Genomic DNA, 15884 nt, shown 5'->3' with positions numbered 1-15884 from the left:
GCTCAGCGGTCGCCGCGGTCCTCGTCGCCGAGGTCGTCGCCGTCCTCGTCGTCATCGGCCCGGTCGTCGAGGTCGGCGAGGAACTGCTCGAGCTCGGCGCCGATCTCGTCGGCGCTGGGCACGGCCCGCTGCTCGGCGATGAGGCTGCCGCGAGCGTCGCCGCCGGCGAACGCGTCGTACTGGTTCTCCAGCGCGTGGACGACCTTGGCGACCTGATCGTTGCCCTCGACCTGCTCGCGGACCAGCTCGTCGGTGCGGCGGGCGGCCTCGGCCAGTTCACCGGACGGCAGCAGCAGCCCGGTGGTGGCGCTCAGCGCCCGCAGCAACGTCAGCGACGACTGCGGGTACTCGGATTCGGCGAGGTAGTGCGGGACGCGGGCGACCAGCCCGATGGCGTCGTGGCCGGTCTGGCCGAGCCGGTACTCGAGCAGCGACGCGACGTTGCCCGGCACCCTCAGCTCGACGTCGACCAGCGCCGCTTCGTCGAGCAGGCCTGGACGGTTGGCGTGGGTGAGGACGCTCAGGGGGCGGGTGTGCGGCACCGGGTTCGGGATGCCGTGCACGCCGATCGCCAGGCGCACGCCGAGCCGCTCGATGAGGTCGGTGACGGCGGAGACGAAGGCCTCCCACCGCACGTCCGGCTCCGGGCCCGACAGCAGCAGGAACGGCGCGCCGACGTCGTCGCGGACCAGCCGCAGCGTCAGCTCGGGCGCGTCGTAGTCCTGGAACGCGCCGTCGGAGAAGCGCATCTCCGGACGACGGGACCGGTAGTCGATCAGCGAATCGACGTCGAAGCGCGCCACGACCTCGGTGTCGAGGGTCGCGAGAAGGTGGTCGACCAGACCGCCGCCGGCTCGGCCCGCGTCCACGAAACCGTCGAACCAGTAGACCAGAACTGGGGACTCCAGCTCGGACGGCTCCTCGACGAGCTCGTACAGCTCACTGCGGCTCGGCATGGCGGCTCTCCCGACATCAGACTTACTTACAAGACAACTGACATAACGCGGCGGCCGCCTCAGGACTTCCCGAGGCCCCGAGCGCACTTCGGGTGCGGCGGCGAGCGGGAGGGGCGGACGGGTGACCTGCCGCGCGGCGGCTCGCGTGATGGGCTGGCGCGGCGGCGGCGTGACGTTGGATGCGAGGGGCGGCGCCGGCGCTGAGCGGGTGACGCCGCCGTGCTCTGACGTGCCCGACGCCACTGGCACCTTGGAGGCCGGAGGCACGCCGGCGGCTAGGCGATGCTGGGGGCTTGCTGGGCCACAGCGCCCGGGTCGGGCCAGTCCGAAAAAGCCCTACGCCGGTCGGCTCACGTCCGCCAGCCGATGCCGGTTCAGCTACATCGGCCACGTCAGCCACCCCAGCGACGTCGACCGGGACAGGTGAGCCAGCCGCCCGGGTCAGGCCGTTGCCAGGTCGCGCCGGTCGGCACAGATCACCGCGACCAACCGAAGCACGCAGCCCCGGCCACCACAGTTGCACCGCTCGTCGCAGCCGGACCACGCCACGCGAGGCACGCCACCCGGACCGCGCAGCCCCGGCCACCGCGAGCCGCGCCGGTCAGGCCGCCCCGGGGACCAGCGCGACCACCGGGCCGTCGAGCGGCTCCTGGTACGGCAGACCCAGCAGCACGCTGACCATCCCGAGGAACACGTCGGCCTCGCGGAGGAGGTCGTCGGCCTCGCGCGGGGTGACGGCGCCCGGCAGGCCGGCCTGGGCGGCGGCTCGCTTGCCGGCGTTGGCGCCGAAGAACGCGGCCCACTCGGCCAGCTCCGGCGCGACGCCGGGCAGCAGCTCCCACACGTTGCGGGGACCGTGCCCACGCCGCCCACGGCCCCGCCCGGACGCGGCCGGCCGGGCCTTCGCGGCCAGGACGGCGGCCGCAGCGCGCAGGGCCGCGAGGTGGGCCGCGGCGAAGCGGTCGCCCGCGTGGCCGGTCGAGGCGGCTTCGGCGAGGCACAGCCGCGCGTGCTCGATGAGATCGAGGGCGGCGTGACCCATGGGCGGCCGCGTGCGCGGGACCGGCAGGCCGTGGCCGCCCGCCACCCTGCTGGACTCCTGAATCTCGACAGTCATGGCCGCCTCCGCATCATGTTCGAACGACTGTTCGACCTATGGAGAAATGTACACCCCGGCACCGACAACGTGTCGGGGATGAGGGCGGAGGCGGTAGGGTCGACCCCTGTGACCAGCCCTGACAGTGCCGACAAGGTCCTCGCTCATCCGAACGTCCAGCGCGTCCGCGAGGCGCTCACGGCAGCCGGCGCCACCCCCGAGATCGTCGCCCTCTCGGACTCCGCGCCGACGGCGGCCGCCGCGGCGGAGCAGCTCGGCTGCGAGGTCGGCGCCATCGCCAACTCGCTGATCTTCGACTGCGACGGCGCTCCCCTGCTCGTCCTCACCAGCGGAGCGCACCGGGCCGACGTCGCGGCGCTGGCCCGCGCGGCGGGCGCCACCTCGGTCGGGCGGGCCGATCCGACGTTCGTCCGCACGCACACCGGCCAGCCGATCGGCGGCGTCGCCCCGGTCGGGCACCCGGCTCAGGTGCGCACGCTGGTCGATGTCTGGCTGGAGAAGCACGACCAGGTCTGGGCCGCGGCCGGCCACCCGCACACGGTCTTCCCGACGACGTTCGACGAGCTGGTCCGGGTCACCGGCGGCACCCCCGTCGACGTCGCCGGCTGAGGCGTGGCACGCGTCGTCGTCGTGGGGGCGGGGCTGGCGGGGCTCTGCTCCGCGCTCGCCCTCGCCGACTTCGCCCACGACGTCACGGTGCTGGAGTCCGGCCCGGCACCGGGCGGCCAGCTGAGGTACGGCCCGCAACCCTTCACCCTGCCGGCGGTCCTGCGCGACCTGTTCCGCAAGACCGGCCGCCCGCTGGAGCGGGAGCTCGACGTCGTCCCGGTCGACCCCGCGGCCCGGTGGGTGTTCGCCGACGGAGCCGAGGTCGCCGTCCCGAACGCGAGCCCGTCCGGCACTCGGCGAGCCCTCGACGAGGCGTTCGGCCGGGGCGCGGGCGCGCAGTGGGATGCGGTCGTCGCGCACGGCGACCGAGCGTGGCGCGCGCTGCGGCCGCTCGTCCTCGGCCACGCCGGCGCCAAGCCCGCGCCGTCCGGCGGCACACTGCGCGACGTCGCGACGTCACTGCGGGAGCCGCGCCTGAGGACCGCGCTGGAGTCCTACGCGACCCGCTTCGGGGCCGACCCGGCGACCGCTCCGGCCGCGCTCACCGTGCTGCCGTACCTGGAGCAGACCTTCGGCGTGTGGACGGCCGAGCTTGCGCAGCTCATCGACGTACTGGCGGGGCGGGCGGCCGAGCGCGGCGCGACGTTCCGGTACGAGGCGCCGGTGACCGGCCCGGCGCTGGACGGCAAGCGGCTCACCGGCGTGACGCTGGCCGCCGGCGGCACCGTGGACGCCGACGCGGTGGTGTGGACGGCTCCCCCGGGCGGCCTCGCCGACGACCGCCGCGGCCCGTTCCGGCGCCGGCTCGACCACGCCGAGCCGGAACCCGGCCAGGTGCGCACCGTCGTCACCGAGGCGCACACGCAGCCCGCCCCGACTCCGCAGATCCGCTTCCCGGCGGACGGCGGCCCGGCGACCATCACGTACGACACCGCCGACGGCCGCGTCCAGCACGTCGCCCCGACCGCCGTCCACGGCGCCGCCGCCGGCCGCGTCACCGCGATCTTCCAGCGCCCGGCCAACGTCACCCGCGTCCGCGGCCTCTACCTGGCCGGCGCCGGCGCCCATCCCGGGCCGGGGATCGCGCTGGTCGCGGAGTCGGCGGCGATCGTCACCGACCACATCGGCCGGGCCTGAGGGCGGTTCAGGACAGCGCGCCGACCCCGAGGTTCTGATAGATCTCGCGGGTCGCCGTCGACCTGTTGAGCGTGATGAAGTGCAGGCCGGGCACGCCCTCGGCGAGCAGGCGCTCGCACAGCTCGGTCGCCACCTCGACGCCGATGGCGCGCACGGCCTCGGGGTCGCCCTCGACGGCGAGCAGCCGCTGCGCGAGCGCGGCCGGGAACACGGCGCCCGTGAGCACGGCGAAGTGCTGGATCTGCCGCACGTTCGTCACCGGCATGATGCCCGGGATGATCGGCGCGTCTCCCCCGGCCGCCGCGACCCGGTCGCGCAGCCGCAGGTAGTCGTCGGCGTGGAAGAACATCTGGGTGATCGCGTAGTCGGCGCCGGCCTGGAACTTGCGGGCCAGGAACCGGGCATCGGTCTCGAGGTCGGGCGAGCGAGGGTGCTTGTCCGGGAACGCCGCGACGCCGACGCAGAAGTCACCGCTGGCGCGGATGAGCCGCACCAGCTCTTCGGAGTACTCGAAGCCCTCCGGGTGCTTCACCCACTCGCCCCGCGGGTCGCCGGGCGGGTCGCCGCGCAGCGCGAGGAAGTTGCGCACGCCGGCGTCGGCGTACTGGCCGATGACGTTGCGCAGCTCGGCCACCGAGTGGTTCACCGCGGCCAGGTGCCCGACGACGGTCAACGTGGTGTCGCGGGCGATGCCCTCGGTGACGCGCACCGTGCTGTCGCGCGTGGTGCCGCCCGCCCCGTACGTGACCGAGACGAACGTCGGCTGCAGCCGCTCGAGCTCGCGCATGGTCTGCCAGAAGACGACCTCGGCGGCCTCGCTCTTCGGCGCGAAGAACTCGAACGAGAACGATCTTCCGCCGGCGGCCAGCAACTCCCGGATGGTGCGCGAACCACCGGGCATCGTCGACGGAAGTCCCAGAGCCATTCGCCCAGCCTACCGACGACGTCCGCCTTTCGGACAGATCGTCTCAGCGTACGAACGATTGGCGATCTTCGTCGCCAAGACTTAGGTTAGTCATACCTATGTTCGCCGCCACCGCCACCGAGCCCCTCGACGCCGCCGCGCGCCGCCTGGAGCGGCTCCATCCGTCCTTCGGGTTCGTCACGTCGGCCGACGGCGACGGCTGGACCACACTCGCCGACGCGGCAGCCGGCCCCGGCGTCGTCGCCGCGTGGCTGGACCGCCTCGACGATGCCGCCGGCGGCCACCGCAACGTCGCCGCGTCCTACCTGGTGCTCCGGCTGACCGGCCGGGTCGCGACGGCTCTGCTGGCGAGCTACCTGGTCGAACGCCGAGGCCTGCCGCTGGACCCGGCCACCACGCGCGTGCACGTCGACGGCGCGCAGTTCGACCGGCTGGCGCTCACCGGCGGGACCATCGACGACGACATCAGCGCCGACGAGGTGGCTCGGCGGTTGCACGTCGTCCTCGCGCCGGTCGTCGACGCCGTCGCAGAGCTGGCGCCGTACGGCGTGCGCACCATGTGGAACTCGGTCGCCGACCGCCTCGGCGGCCCCGCCGTGCTCGCGGCCAACGCCGCCGGCCTGGACCCGGACGAGACCTGGCAGCGCACCCACGCGGTCGTCGACGAGCTGGTCGCGCTGGGCGCACCGGTGCGCCGCCGGCCCCGGCTGCTGCACGTGCCGTGGTCCGGCGGTGTCGCGGCCGGCAGCGTCAAGGGCACCTGCTGCCTCAAGTACGTGGTCGACGACCTCCGCCCGCGCGACGCCCGGCAGGAGCCCGCGGCGTTCTGCGGCGGCTGCCCGTACGTCGACGACGAGGTCCGCGTCGCCAAGCGCCGGGCCGCGCTGGAACGCCGTCCGTCCTGATCACGAACCCCCGGAGACCCATGCGCCGCCTCGCCGCTTCTCTGCCCCTGGCCGCCCTGCTCGTTCTCGCCGCGTGCGGCGGCGGAGACGACGAACCCGCCTCCGGCGACGGCGGGGCGGCCGCCGCCACGCACACCGTCGTCCACGCCCAGGGCGAGACCGAGGTGCCCGACGACCCGCAGCGCATCGCCGTCCTGTGGCGGCCGACGCTGTCGGCGCTGGTGGACCTCGGGTTCGAGCCGGTCGCCGCCTCGGCCGAGACGGCGGACGGCTCCGACCTCGCCACGTTCCTGCCCGCCGACTTCCCCGTTAGTGACCTCGAGCTGGTGGGTGGCTCCCGCGAGCCCGACATCGAGGCGCTGGCCGTCGCCGACCCGGACCTCATCCTGTCCGTGGACGTCGCCGGGTTCGCGGAGGCCTACGACTCCCTCTCGCAGATCGCGCCGACCGTGTCGCTGGCCTGGGAGGGCACGGGCAGCTGGCGCTCGCACGTCACCGAGCTGGCCGAGGCGCTCGGCGTGCCGGAGCGGGCCGACGAGGTCGTCGCCGAGTACGACGCGCACGTCCAGGAGGTCCGCGACGCCGTCGGCGACCCGGGCGCCGTCGAGGTGTCGCTGGTCCGGGTGCAGGCGGCCGACGTGCTGCGGCTGGAGACACCGGCCTCGTTCCCCGGCCAGGTGCTCGACGACGTCGGCTTCGCCCGCCCGGCCGGCCAGCTGGAGCCGGACCCGGACCGCGACTTCATCGAGATCAGCCTGGAGCTGATCCCCGAGGCGAACGGCGACGCGATCTTCGTCCTGGCCAACGGCGAGAACACCGGCGCGCGCGAGACCATCACCTCGTCGGCGCTCTGGCAGAACCTGCCCGCCGCGCAGGCCGGCGACGTCGTCGACGCCGACTACGCCGTGTGGGGCAGCTCGACCTACCGCGGTGCGCACGCGATCCTCGACGACCTGCAAGCCGCCCTGGCAGACACCGGCGGGACGTCCACCCCCTAGCCTTGCTGGCGTGGTGACCCCAGTGCCCCTCGCGGGCCCCGACGACCCGGTCGGCCTCCTGCGGCCGCGCATCCAGCACGCCCTCGACGCGTTCCTGGGCGAGCAGCGCGAGCTGCTCGGCGCGGCCAGCCCGCACACGGTGCCGCTGGTCGACGCCGCGGCGGCGTTCCTGTCCGGCGGCAAGCGGCTGCGCCCGACGTTCTGCTACTGGGGCTGGCGGGCGGCCGGCGGCGACCCGGCCGACGAGGCGATGGTGACGATCGGCGCGGCGCTGGAGCTGTTCCAGGCGTCGGCGCTGGTCCACGACGACCTGATCGACGCGTCCGACACACGGCGCGGACTGCCGTCGGTCCATCGCCGGTTCGCGACGCTGCACCGCGACTCCGGCTGGCAGGGCGCCGCCGACGCGTTCGGCGCGGCGGCGGCGATCCTGCTCGGCGACATGCTGCTGGCCTGGAGCGCCGAGCTGTTCGACCGGGCCGCCGTCGAGGCGCACCGGCTGCGTCCCGCGCGGGCGGTGTTCGACCGCATGCGCACCGAGGTCGGCGGCGGCCAGTACCTCGACATGCTCGAACAGGTCAGCGGCGGCGGCGCGCCGTCTGGGCAGGCCGACCGCGCCCGGACGGTCATCCGGTACAAGTCCGCCCGCTACTCCGTCGAGCACCCGCTGGTCATCGGCGGTGCGCTGGCCGGAGCGCCGGAGCCGCTGCTGGCGTCGTACCGCCGGTTCGGCGCGGCCCTCGGCGAGGCGTTCCAGCTGCGCGACGACGTGCTCGGCGTCTTCGGCGATCCCGCCCGGACCGGCAAGCCCACGGGCGACGACCTGCGCGAGGGCAAGCGGACGCTGCTCATCGCGTACGCGCTGGAACGGGCGACGGCGTCGCAGGCGGCGCTGGTGGGGTCGCTGCTCGGCGACCCGGCCCTGGACCTCGACGGAGTGACGGCACTGCGCGAGGTGCTGATCGACACTGCAGCACTGGACCGGGTCGAAGCGCTGGTCACCGAGCTGGTCGGCGACGCCCACGCGGCTCTGGACGCCGCCGACGTCACCGACGACGGCCGCAAGGCACTGACCCAGCTCATCGAGCTGACCACCGAGCGCACCCACTGACGGCCCGCGCAGCGGTCGGCCGCTGCTTCTCCATGATCAGCTGCGGGTGTGCTCTTCGAGCGCCACCAGCCACGCGTCGACCTCGCGGTGGCGGTAGCCGCCGCGTGCGTCGTCGAAGTGCACGTTCACGACGTCGTCGCGGGTGAGCGTCGATGTCAGGGTTCCGCGCACCTCGTCGACGAACGCGTCGACCTGGTCGGCGTCGTAGCCCTTCGTCAGCCCGGTGCGCCCGAACCGTTCGCCGCGTGGCCGCTCGGCGACCCGCAGCAGCTCGTACCGCTCGCTCAGCGACTCGCGCCATTGCGTCGTGCTCGGCTCCGGCTCCGGCTCCGGTTCGGCGGCGACGGGCGCGGCGGGAGCCGGCGCACCCGGCGGCTGCTGCAACTCCGCGACGACCTCGTCGAGGTAGTCGTCGACGGCGCGCATGTCGTACCCGGCCCGCAGCCGGACCGTGGTGAACTGCACCCGCTGGACCTCGTCGGCACTCAGCGTCGTCCCTACGGTGGTGCGGACGCGGTCGAGGAACGCGTCGACGTCGCCGATGTCGTATCCCTCGGCCAGCCGCACGACGGTGAACCGCTCCCCCGCCGGCCGCTCGGCCACCCGCAGTACCTCCGAGTGGCGGACCAGCGGCGCCGCGCCCGTGCCGCCGGAGAGCAGCGCCGCCTGGGCGCGCACCCACGCCTCGACCTCGCGCGGGTCGTAGCCGCGCAGGACGATGGTGAACACCGGGTTCACCGCCTCCTCGGCGGTGATCGCGAGGGTGCCCGCCGTACCGGCCAGCGTCGCCTCGATGCGGCTGCAGTGGGCGTCGACCTGGGTGCGGTCGTAGCCGCGCATCGCGACGGTGAAGCGGGGGCCGCTCACAGCTCGCCCCGGTTCATCCGGATCAGGCGGTCGACGACGTCCTCGGTCTCGCGCAGGCCGTCGTGCTCGTGGGCGTTGGTCTCCCAGGCCCGCAGCCCGCGCACCCGCGCGGCGGTGTCGCGCGACAGGCCGGCGTCGACGTACATGTCCTCGGCGTAGAGCGCGGCCGCGACGGGCACCTCGTTGGCCGCCAGGCGGTCGAGGTCGTACAGCGGCCCCCACTCGCGCTCGGCCAGCAGGTCGGCCGTCTCGCGCAACGGCGCCAGCGCGGGGTCGTGCTCGAACATCCAGGGGTAGATCATCTCGCCGGTGAACAGCAGCGGATCGGCGTCCGGCGCGAATCGCTCCAGCCCGGCGCCGACCCGCTGCGCCGACCACCGGGTCGCCGCGTTGTGCGCGTAGCAGGCCTCGTGCACGACGGCGTACAACGGCTGGGTGGCGAACGAGAGCGCCTGCCAGGCGCCGACGAGGAAGGTGTCGGACAGCACGCCGTCGGCGGCGAACGCCTCCTCCAGAAGGTAGGCCAGGCCGGGGATCGCCGACTTCGCGCCGAGGGCGAGCCCCAGCGCCTGCAGCCGCGGGACGGTGAGCCGCGAGCCGTCCGGCAGCACGACGTCGTTCGCCCGCAGGAACGCGGCCACCGCCTCGAGCTGGTCCCGAGCCTGCGGGAACGCCGCGTGGAACCGCTCGTTCTTCCGCTCGACGGCGGGATAGGTGGCGGCATAGACGTCGTCGACGGCCACGGCGATCGGGGCCAGGCCGCCGGTGAGCATGACCGACGCCAGGCCGTCCGGCGCGAACGACAGGTAGGTCAGCGAGCAGAATCCGCCGAAGGACTGACCCAGCACGTGCCACGGCGAGTCGCCGGCCAGCTGCCGGCGGATCAGCTCGGAGTCGGCCACGATCGCGTCGGCGCGGAAGTGCGCGAGATACTCGGCCTGCGCCGCGGCGTCACCGCGCCCGGCCAGCGTCGCCGCGGTGGCGGGCGTCGACCGGCCGGTGCCGCGCTGGTCCAGCAGCAGCACCCGGAAGTCCTTGACCGCCCGGCCCACCCAGCCCGACGCGCCGGCCGGACGGGTCGCCTTCCCGCCCGGCCCACCTTGCAGGAACAGCAGCCACGGCAGGTCGCGATCGGGATCGGCCGCCGACACGACCTCCCGCGCGTAGAGCCGGATCGTCTCGCCGCCGGTCGCGGAGTGGTCCAGCGGCGCGTCGAACCAGTGGTCCCGCAGGACCAGCCCGCCCAGCCGGACGGAACCGTCGCGACCGGCCGGGATCACGCGCCCACCGCGTGCACGCCGCCGTCGACGTGGATGACCTCTCCCGTGGTCTTGGGGAACCAGTCGGACAGCAGCGCGATGACGCCGCGGGCGCCGGGTTCGGGGTCGGACAGGTCCCAGCCGAGCGGCGCGCGGTCGTTCCAGACGCCCTCGAAGTCGGAGAAGCCGGGGATGGACCGGGCCGCCATCGTCTTCACCGGGCCGGCCGAGATGAGGTTGACCCGGATGTTCTTCTCACCCAGGTACTTGGCCAGGTAGCGCGCCGTCGCCTCGAGACCGGCCTTCGCGACCCCCATCCAGTCGTAGCCGGGCCAGGCCACCTGGGCGTCGAAGTCCATGCCGACGACGGAGCCGCCGCCGGGCATCAGCGGCAGAGTGGCCATGGTCAGCGACTTCAGCGAGTACGTCGACGCGTGCACGGCGGTCGAGACGTCCTCGAAGGGAGTCTCGAGGAAGCTCCCGCCGAGCGCCGTCTGCGGGGCGAACCCGACCGAGTGCACGACGCCGTCGAGCCCGTCGACGTGCTCGCGGACCCGGTCGGCCAGCGAGTCGAGCTGCTCGGTGCTCGTGACGTCCAGCTCGAGGACCGGCGCCGGCGTGGGCAGCCGCTTGGCGATGCGCTCGACCAGGCTCATCCGGCCGAACCCGGTGAGCACGACGGTGGCGCCCTGCTCCTGCGCGAGCCGGGCCACGTGGAACGCGAACGACGCCTCCGTCAGGACCCCGGTGACCAGGATCCGCTTGCCCTCCAGAATGCCCATCAGTGACCCATCCCCAATCCGCCGTCGACCGGAATGACGGCTCCCGTCACGTATGCCGCGTCGTCGCTGGCCACCCAGCGCACCACACGGGCGATCTCGTCGGCGCCGGCGTAGCGGCCCAGCGGGATGCCGCCGAGGATCTCCTCGCGCCGCTCGTCGGTGAGTTCGGCCGTCATGTCGGACTCGACGAACCCCGGCGCGACGACGTTGGCGGTGATGTTGCGGCTGCCCAGCTCACGCGCCATGGACCGGGCCAGCCCGACCAGGCCGGCCTTGCTGGCGGCGTAGTTCATCTGCCCCGGCGAGCCGAGCAGGCCCACGACGCTGGAGATGAACACGACCCGGCCCTTGCGGGCCCGCAGCATTCCCCTCGCGGCGCGCTTGGCCACCCGGAACGCGCCGGTCAGGTTGGTGTCGACGACGTCGGTGAAGTCGGACTCGCTCATCCGCAGCAGCAGTGTGTCGCGGGTGATGCCGGCGTTGGCCACCAGCACCTCGACCGGCCCCTGCGCGGCCTCGACCTCGGTGAACGCCGCGTCGACCGACTCGCTGTCGGTGACGTCGCAGCGCACCCCGGCCAGTCCCTCGGGCGGCTCGCCGCTGCGGTAGGTGATGGTGACGTCGTCACCGGCCTGCGCGAACGAGCGCGCGATGGCCAGCCCGATCCCTCGATTGCCACCGGTCACCAGTACGGACCGACCCACGTCGGGCTCTCCTTCGTGTCGGGTATGCAGATGTCCGCGCCGACGCTACCGTCAGGCGTCCTCGAGTCGGAAGCCGACCTTCATGCCGACCTGGACGTGCTGGACCTCGCCGTCGACGATCTGGCCGCGGATCTCGGTGACCTCGAACCAGTCGAGGTGACGCAGCGTCTGCGCGGCCCGGCCGATGCCGTTGCGCACCGCGGCGTCCACCCCCTCCGCCGACGTCCCGACGATCTCGGTCACCCGGTAGGTGCGGTTCATACCGTTTCTCCTCTGTCTTGTCGCCGGGCCGTTGGGCGGCCCGGCTGCGCTGATCGCTCGATTCTGGCCTACCGTTGGAGTGTGAACGGGTCAGGTCGACACAACGGCGCGCGCCGCAGCGATCCTGTGCCGTCGGTCACGACGGCCGCGGCGCCGCGCAGTGACGACCTCGCCAGCCGGCAGCGCCGCTACCTGATCATGATGGGCATCCGTGTCGCATGTCTGCCACTGGCAGTCATCAGCCAGGGCTGGCTGCGCATCGTGTTCATCCTGGGGGCGGTCGTGCTGCCGTACATCGCCGTCGTCATCGCCAACGCGGCCCGCCAGCCACGCCACAGCGCCCTCTCACCCGTGGCTCCGGCACCGCGTCTCGAGCTTCCCCCGGCCCCGGTGGCCAAAGATCGAATCGAACATTGACTGGGCCTTCCGAAGTGGTTGTGGAACGTGCAATACTCCCCAGGCGCACGTTCCGTATTCCCCCGTCGGTGCGTTGCGTACCGGCGACGCCGGGCGGCTTCCCCCGTGGCTGCCCGGCGTCGTCTTCATCTCGCGGCCGGGTTGCCGCACGTCACCTGCTGATCAACGGCACAGAGCCCGCTTCGCCCGCCTTTCGACGGAATCAGCCGCCGATCGCCGACATCGGTCGCGACGGCTGCAGAAACCCGGGGTCATCGATGCCGTGACCGGCCGCCTTGCCCGCCATGGCGATCTCCCAGCGGCGCGCCAGTTCCGCGTCGTCGGCGCCGGAACGCATGGGGCCACGCAGGTCGGACTCCTCGCGTGCGAACAAGCAGTTGCGCACCTCGCCCTCGGCCGTGAGCCGGGTGCGGTCGCAGCTGCCGCAGAACGGGCGGGTCACCGACGCGATGACGCCGACGCGGGCCGGTCCGTCGCCGACCAGCCAGGCCTCGGCCGGTGCGCTGCCGCGCTCGACGTCGCCCAGCGGGGTCAGCGTGAACACCGCCTGCAGTGACGCCAGGATCTCTTCGGCCGTCACCATGGTGGCGCGGTCCCAGCCGTGCTGGGCGTCGAGCGGCATCTGCTCGATGAAGCGCAGCTCGTAGCCGTGCTCGAGTGCCCAGGCCAGCAGCTCGGGCGCCTCGTCGTCGTTGAGGCCGCGCATGAGCACGGCGTTGATCTTGACCGGGGTGAGCCCGGCCTCGCGGGCCGCGGCCAGCCCGGCGAGGACGTCGTCGAGCCGGCGCCGGTGCGTCAGCGCCTCGAAGCGATCCGGCCGCAGGGTGTCGAGGGAGCCGTTGACGCGGTCGAGCCCGGCCTCGGCCAGCGCGCCGGCCACCCGGGCCAGGCCGACGGCGTTGGTCGTCAGCGACAGCTCGGGCCGCGGCTCCAGCCGGGCGCAGGCGGCGACGATGTCGACCAGCCCGCGGCGCAGCAGCGGCTCGCCGCCGGTGAACCGGACCTCGCGCACGCCCAGCCGCTCGACGCCGATGCGGACCAGCCGCACCACCTCGTCGTCGGTGAGGATGTCCTGGCGCGGCAGCCACGCCAGCCCCTCCTCGGGCATGCAGTACGTACAGCGCAGGTTGCAGCGATCGGTCAGCGACACCCGCAGGTCGGTGGCCACACGTCCATATCGGTCAACCAGCACCGTTCCAGCCTAAGCCCGCGCGCGCCCCGGTGCCGACGCCCATGGCCGCCCGGCGTACCGTCGTGGCGTGTACAAGTTCCTGGCGTCGCGGCGCTGGCTGGTGCGCACGCTCGCCGGAGTGCTGCTGGTGCTGTTGTGCGTACGGCTCGGGCTCTGGCAGCTCGACCGCAACGAGCAGCGGCAGGACCGCAACGCCGTCATCGAGGCGAACGAGGGCGGCGACCCTGTGCCGGCCGCCGACCTCGCGCCGCCGGGCCGGCCGCTGGCCGAGGGCGACGAGTGGAGCACCGTCCAGATCACCGGCCGATGGGACGTCGACAACGAGCTGCGGCTGCGGCTGCGCCCGGTCGACGGCACCCGCGGCGTGCACGCGCTGACCCCGCTGGTGGGCGACGACGGCACCGCGCTGCTGGTCGACCGCGGATTCGTCGCCGCCGACGGCCGCGACGACGACGAGATCGAGCTGCCGCCCCCGCCGGACGGCGAGGTCACCGTCACCGCACGGGTCCGGCACAGCGAGACCGGCCACGACGTCGACCCGTCGTCGCGCTCGGTGCGGTTCGTCGACGTCGAGGCGATCGCCGCCGGCCTCCCCTACTCGTTCTACGGCGCCTGGGGCGAGCTGATCACCCAGGACCCGGAACCGGCGACGTCGCTGCAGCTGATCGACCCGCCCGCCACCGAGTCCGGGCCGCACCTGTCCTACGCGATCCAGTGGTTCCTGTTCGCCGTCGTCGGCGTGGGCGGGTTCGTGCTGCTGATCCGCGGCGAGGCGCGCGGCCGTGACGAGCCGCACGACGACTCCGGCAGCGACACCCCGGCGCCGACGGAGTCCGTCGGGTAGACATGGAGACATGACGGGTCTGATCGAGGATCACGGCATCATCGGCGACCTGCACACCGCCGCCCTGGTCGACCGCGACGGCACGATCGACTGGCTCTGCCTGCCCCGCTTCGACTCCGCCGCCTGCTTCGCCTCGCTGCTCGGCAGTGCCAAGAACGGCTTCTGGCGCATCGCGCCGATGGGTGCCGGCCCGGCCGACCGGCGCTCCTACCGCGGCGACACCCTGATCCTCGAGCACATCTGGGACACCCCCGACGGCAGCGTCAAGGTCATCGACTTCATGCCCGAGAGCACCGGCGAGCACGACGTCGTCCGCGTCGTCGAAGGACTGTCCGGCCGGGTGCCGATGCACAGCGAGCTGCGGCTGCGCTTCGACTACGGGCGCTCGGTGCCGTGGATGCACCGCGAGGACGGCCTCATCGTCGGCGTCGCCGGGCCCGACTCCGTCGCGCTGCACACGGAGGTGCCGACGTACGGCCGGTCGCTGACGACGCACTCCGACTTCGCCGTCAGCCAGGGCGAGCGGGTCAGTTTCGTGCTGGCCTGGGGGCCGTCGCACCGCCCGCCGAGCGAGCCGGTCGACGCCCTGCGGGCGCTGGAGGCCACCGAACGGTTCTGGACCGACTGGGCGGCCCGGTGCAAGTACGACGGCCCGTACCGCGACGCCGTCATGCGGTCGCTGATCACCCTGAAGGCGTTGACGTACGAGCCCACCGGCGGCATCGTCGCCGCGCCCACGACGTCGCTGCCCGAGTCGATCGGCGGCGTGCGCAACTGGGACTACCGGTACTGCTGGCTGCGCGACTCCGCGTTCACGCTGGACGCGCTGATCCGCAGCGGCTACGTCGACGAAGCGCGGGCGTGGCGCGACTGGCTGATCCGGGCCATCGGCGGCAGCCCCGCCGACCTGCAGATCATGTACGGCCTCAGCGGCGAGCGGCGGCTGCCGGAGTACGAGATCGACTGGCTGGCCGGCTACGAGGGGTCCGGCCCGGTGCGGGTCGGCAACGCCGCCGCCGAACAGCTGCAGATCGACGTCTACGGCGAGGTCATCGACACGCTGGCCCGCGCGCACCAACAGGGGCTGACGCTGGAGCGGCACGTGTGGGCGCTGCAGGAGAAGCTGCTGCAGCACCTCGAGCAGGCCTGGTCCCAGCCCGACGAGGGCATCTGGGAGATCCGCGGCGAGCGCCGGCACTTCGTCCACTCCAAGGTCATGGCGTGGGTGGCCGCCGATCGCGGCGTCGCTGCGCTGGAGACCGACGGCGCCACCGGCCACCCGGACCGATGGAAGGCGCTGCGGGCGACGATCATGAAGGACGTCCTCGACCACGGCTACGACCCGGACCGCAACACGTTCACCCAGTCCTACGGCCACCCCGCGCTCGACGCCGCGCTGCTGCAGATCCCGATCGTCGGCTTCCTGCCGCCGGACGACCCGCGCGTCGTCGGCACCGTCGACGCCGTCGCGAAGGAGCTGTGCACCGACAGCGGGCTGGTGCTGCGCTACCGCACCGAGCACGACGTCGACGGCCTGCCCGGCGACGAAGGCGCGTTCCTGGCCTGCTCGTTCTGGCTGGTCGAGGCGCTGCACCTGACCGGGCGCACGGAGCGGGCGCGGGAGCTGTTCGAGCAGCTGCTGAGCCTGCGCAACGACCTCGGGCTGCTGGCCGAGGAGTACGACCCGCGCATCGGCCGCATGGTCGGCAACTTCCCGCAGGCGCTCAGCCACATCCCGCTGGTGACGGCGGCCTACCTGCTGTCCGATCTCGCCGGCCCGGCCACCGGACACGCCTGAGG

The 15884-nt window shown here is 73.5% G+C and carries 17 protein-coding genes; 8 read left to right on the top strand and 9 right to left on the bottom strand.

What is annotated here, in order from left to right; translation table 11 throughout:
* Positions 1 to 2 precede the first annotated feature (2 nt).
* Positions 3 to 956: a proteasome assembly chaperone family protein gene (locus DZA62_RS20150; protein WP_116950709.1), complete on the bottom strand. Its 954-nt coding sequence runs from the start codon at positions 954 to 956 to the stop codon at positions 3 to 5.
* Between the two features lie 601 nt (positions 957 to 1557).
* Complete coding sequence (locus DZA62_RS20145; RefSeq protein ID WP_198663997.1) at positions 1558 to 2073, bottom strand: SAV_6107 family HEPN domain-containing protein; 516 nt, start codon at positions 2071 to 2073, stop codon at positions 1558 to 1560.
* A 108-nt stretch (positions 2074 to 2181) separates the two neighbouring features.
* On the opposite strand from DZA62_RS20145, the gene DZA62_RS20140 reads away from it, so the two are divergent.
* Complete coding sequence (locus DZA62_RS20140) at positions 2182 to 2682, top strand: YbaK/EbsC family protein (protein ID WP_198663996.1); 501 nt, start codon at positions 2182 to 2184, stop codon at positions 2680 to 2682.
* Positions 2683 to 2685: 3 nt separating this feature from the next.
* Positions 2686 to 3819 (top strand): phytoene desaturase family protein, encoded by a 1134-nt coding sequence (locus DZA62_RS20135; protein WP_116950707.1) that lies wholly within the window; start codon positions 2686 to 2688, stop codon positions 3817 to 3819.
* Between the two features lie 7 nt (positions 3820 to 3826).
* Here DZA62_RS20135 and metF read toward each other — a convergent pair whose 3' ends face one another.
* On the bottom strand, positions 3827 to 4744 hold the full coding sequence (gene metF / locus DZA62_RS20130; RefSeq protein WP_116950706.1) for a methylenetetrahydrofolate reductase [NAD(P)H]: 918 nt from the start codon (positions 4742 to 4744) through the stop codon (positions 3827 to 3829).
* 98 nt (positions 4745 to 4842) lie between these two features.
* Between metF and DZA62_RS20125 the strand changes: the two genes are divergently transcribed.
* Genes DZA62_RS20125 through DZA62_RS20115 form a run of 3 tightly spaced genes read left to right on the top strand, consistent with a single transcriptional unit; the run spans position 4843 to position 7758 of the window.
* The gene (locus DZA62_RS20125; protein WP_116950705.1) at positions 4843 to 5649 is read left to right on the top strand and encodes a hypothetical protein; all 807 of its coding nucleotides are present in this window, start codon (positions 4843 to 4845) and stop codon (positions 5647 to 5649) included.
* 20 nt (positions 5650 to 5669) lie between these two features.
* Positions 5670 to 6647: an iron-siderophore ABC transporter substrate-binding protein gene (locus DZA62_RS20120; RefSeq protein ID WP_116950704.1), complete on the top strand. Its 978-nt coding sequence runs from the start codon at positions 5670 to 5672 to the stop codon at positions 6645 to 6647.
* A gap of 10 nt (positions 6648 to 6657) precedes the next feature.
* Positions 6658 to 7758, top strand: coding sequence for a polyprenyl synthetase family protein (locus DZA62_RS20115; protein ID WP_198663995.1), 1101 nt, complete (start codon positions 6658 to 6660; stop codon positions 7756 to 7758).
* A 36-nt stretch (positions 7759 to 7794) separates the two neighbouring features.
* Here DZA62_RS20115 and DZA62_RS37280 read toward each other — a convergent pair whose 3' ends face one another.
* From DZA62_RS37280 to DZA62_RS20090, 5 genes are read right to left on the bottom strand one after another with little or no spacing between them, the layout of a single operon-like run.
* Positions 7795 to 8625, bottom strand: coding sequence for a DivIVA domain-containing protein (locus DZA62_RS37280; protein ID WP_116950702.1), 831 nt, complete (start codon positions 8623 to 8625; stop codon positions 7795 to 7797).
* Positions 8622 to 9905, bottom strand: coding sequence for an alpha/beta fold hydrolase (locus tag DZA62_RS20105; RefSeq protein ID WP_232827544.1), 1284 nt, complete (start codon positions 9903 to 9905; stop codon positions 8622 to 8624). The genes DZA62_RS37280 and DZA62_RS20105 overlap by 4 nt, the downstream gene beginning before the upstream one ends.
* Positions 9902 to 10669 carry an enoyl-ACP reductase FabI gene (gene fabI / locus DZA62_RS20100; protein ID WP_116950701.1) on the bottom strand — a complete coding sequence of 256 codons (768 nt, stop codon included), beginning with the start codon at positions 10667 to 10669 and terminating at the stop codon, positions 9902 to 9904. The genes DZA62_RS20105 and fabI overlap by 4 nt, the downstream gene beginning before the upstream one ends.
* A complete protein-coding gene (locus DZA62_RS20095; protein WP_116950700.1) occupies positions 10666 to 11370 on the bottom strand; it encodes a beta-ketoacyl-ACP reductase in 705 nt (234 codons plus the stop codon). The genes fabI and DZA62_RS20095 overlap by 4 nt, the downstream gene beginning before the upstream one ends.
* Before the next feature lie 51 nt (positions 11371 to 11421).
* Complete coding sequence (locus tag DZA62_RS20090) at positions 11422 to 11631, bottom strand: dodecin (RefSeq protein ID WP_116950699.1); 210 nt, start codon at positions 11629 to 11631, stop codon at positions 11422 to 11424.
* Between the two features lie 81 nt (positions 11632 to 11712).
* On the opposite strand from DZA62_RS20090, the gene DZA62_RS20085 reads away from it, so the two are divergent.
* Complete coding sequence (locus DZA62_RS20085) at positions 11713 to 12048, top strand: DUF3099 domain-containing protein (RefSeq protein ID WP_198663994.1); 336 nt, start codon at positions 11713 to 11715, stop codon at positions 12046 to 12048.
* 202 nt (positions 12049 to 12250) lie between these two features.
* On the opposite strand, the gene moaA is transcribed toward DZA62_RS20085, so the two are convergent.
* Positions 12251 to 13240, bottom strand: a complete 990-nt coding sequence (gene moaA, locus DZA62_RS20080) for a GTP 3',8-cyclase MoaA (protein ID WP_116950697.1) — start codon at positions 13238 to 13240, stop codon at positions 12251 to 12253.
* A 67-nt stretch (positions 13241 to 13307) separates the two neighbouring features.
* On the opposite strand from moaA, the gene DZA62_RS20075 reads away from it, so the two are divergent.
* Positions 13308 to 14084 carry an SURF1 family cytochrome oxidase biogenesis protein gene (locus DZA62_RS20075; protein ID WP_116950696.1) on the top strand — a complete coding sequence of 259 codons (777 nt, stop codon included), beginning with the start codon at positions 13308 to 13310 and terminating at the stop codon, positions 14082 to 14084.
* Between the two features lie 10 nt (positions 14085 to 14094).
* A complete protein-coding gene (locus tag DZA62_RS20070) occupies positions 14095 to 15882 on the top strand; it encodes a glycoside hydrolase family 15 protein (protein ID WP_116950695.1) in 1788 nt (595 codons plus the stop codon).
* The last annotated feature ends 2 nt before the right edge of the window (positions 15883 to 15884 follow it).

Origin of the sequence: Jiangella endophytica, assembly GCF_003427025.1 — a bacterium.
Lineage (GTDB): Bacteria > Actinomycetota > Actinomycetes > Jiangellales > Jiangellaceae > Jiangella > Jiangella endophytica.
The sequence above is the reverse complement of the archived record's forward strand: the minus strand, read 5'-3'. Positions and strand labels throughout refer to the sequence as shown.

Bases quoted from the DNA above. Each gene is read 5' to 3' on its own strand.
- DZA62_RS20150 (WP_116950709.1), bottom strand. From the start codon at position 956: ATGCCGAGCCGCAGTGAGCTGTACGAGCTCGTCGAGGAGCCGTCCGAG.
- DZA62_RS20145 (WP_198663997.1), bottom strand. From the start codon at position 2,073: ATGACTGTCGAGATTCAGGAGTCCAGCAGGGTGGCGGGCGGCCACGGC.
- metF (WP_116950706.1), bottom strand. From the start codon at position 4,744: ATGGCTCTGGGACTTCCGTCGACGATGCCCGGTGGTTCGCGCACCATC.
- DZA62_RS20125 (WP_116950705.1), top strand. From the start codon at position 4,843: ATGTTCGCCGCCACCGCCACCGAGCCCCTCGACGCCGCCGCGCGCCGC.
- DZA62_RS20120 (WP_116950704.1), top strand. From the start codon at position 5,670: ATGCGCCGCCTCGCCGCTTCTCTGCCCCTGGCCGCCCTGCTCGTTCTC.
- DZA62_RS20090 (WP_116950699.1), bottom strand. From the start codon at position 11,631: ATGAACCGCACCTACCGGGTGACCGAGATCGTCGGGACGTCGGCGGAG.
- DZA62_RS20070 (WP_116950695.1), top strand. From the start codon at position 14,095: ATGACGGGTCTGATCGAGGATCACGGCATCATCGGCGACCTGCACACC.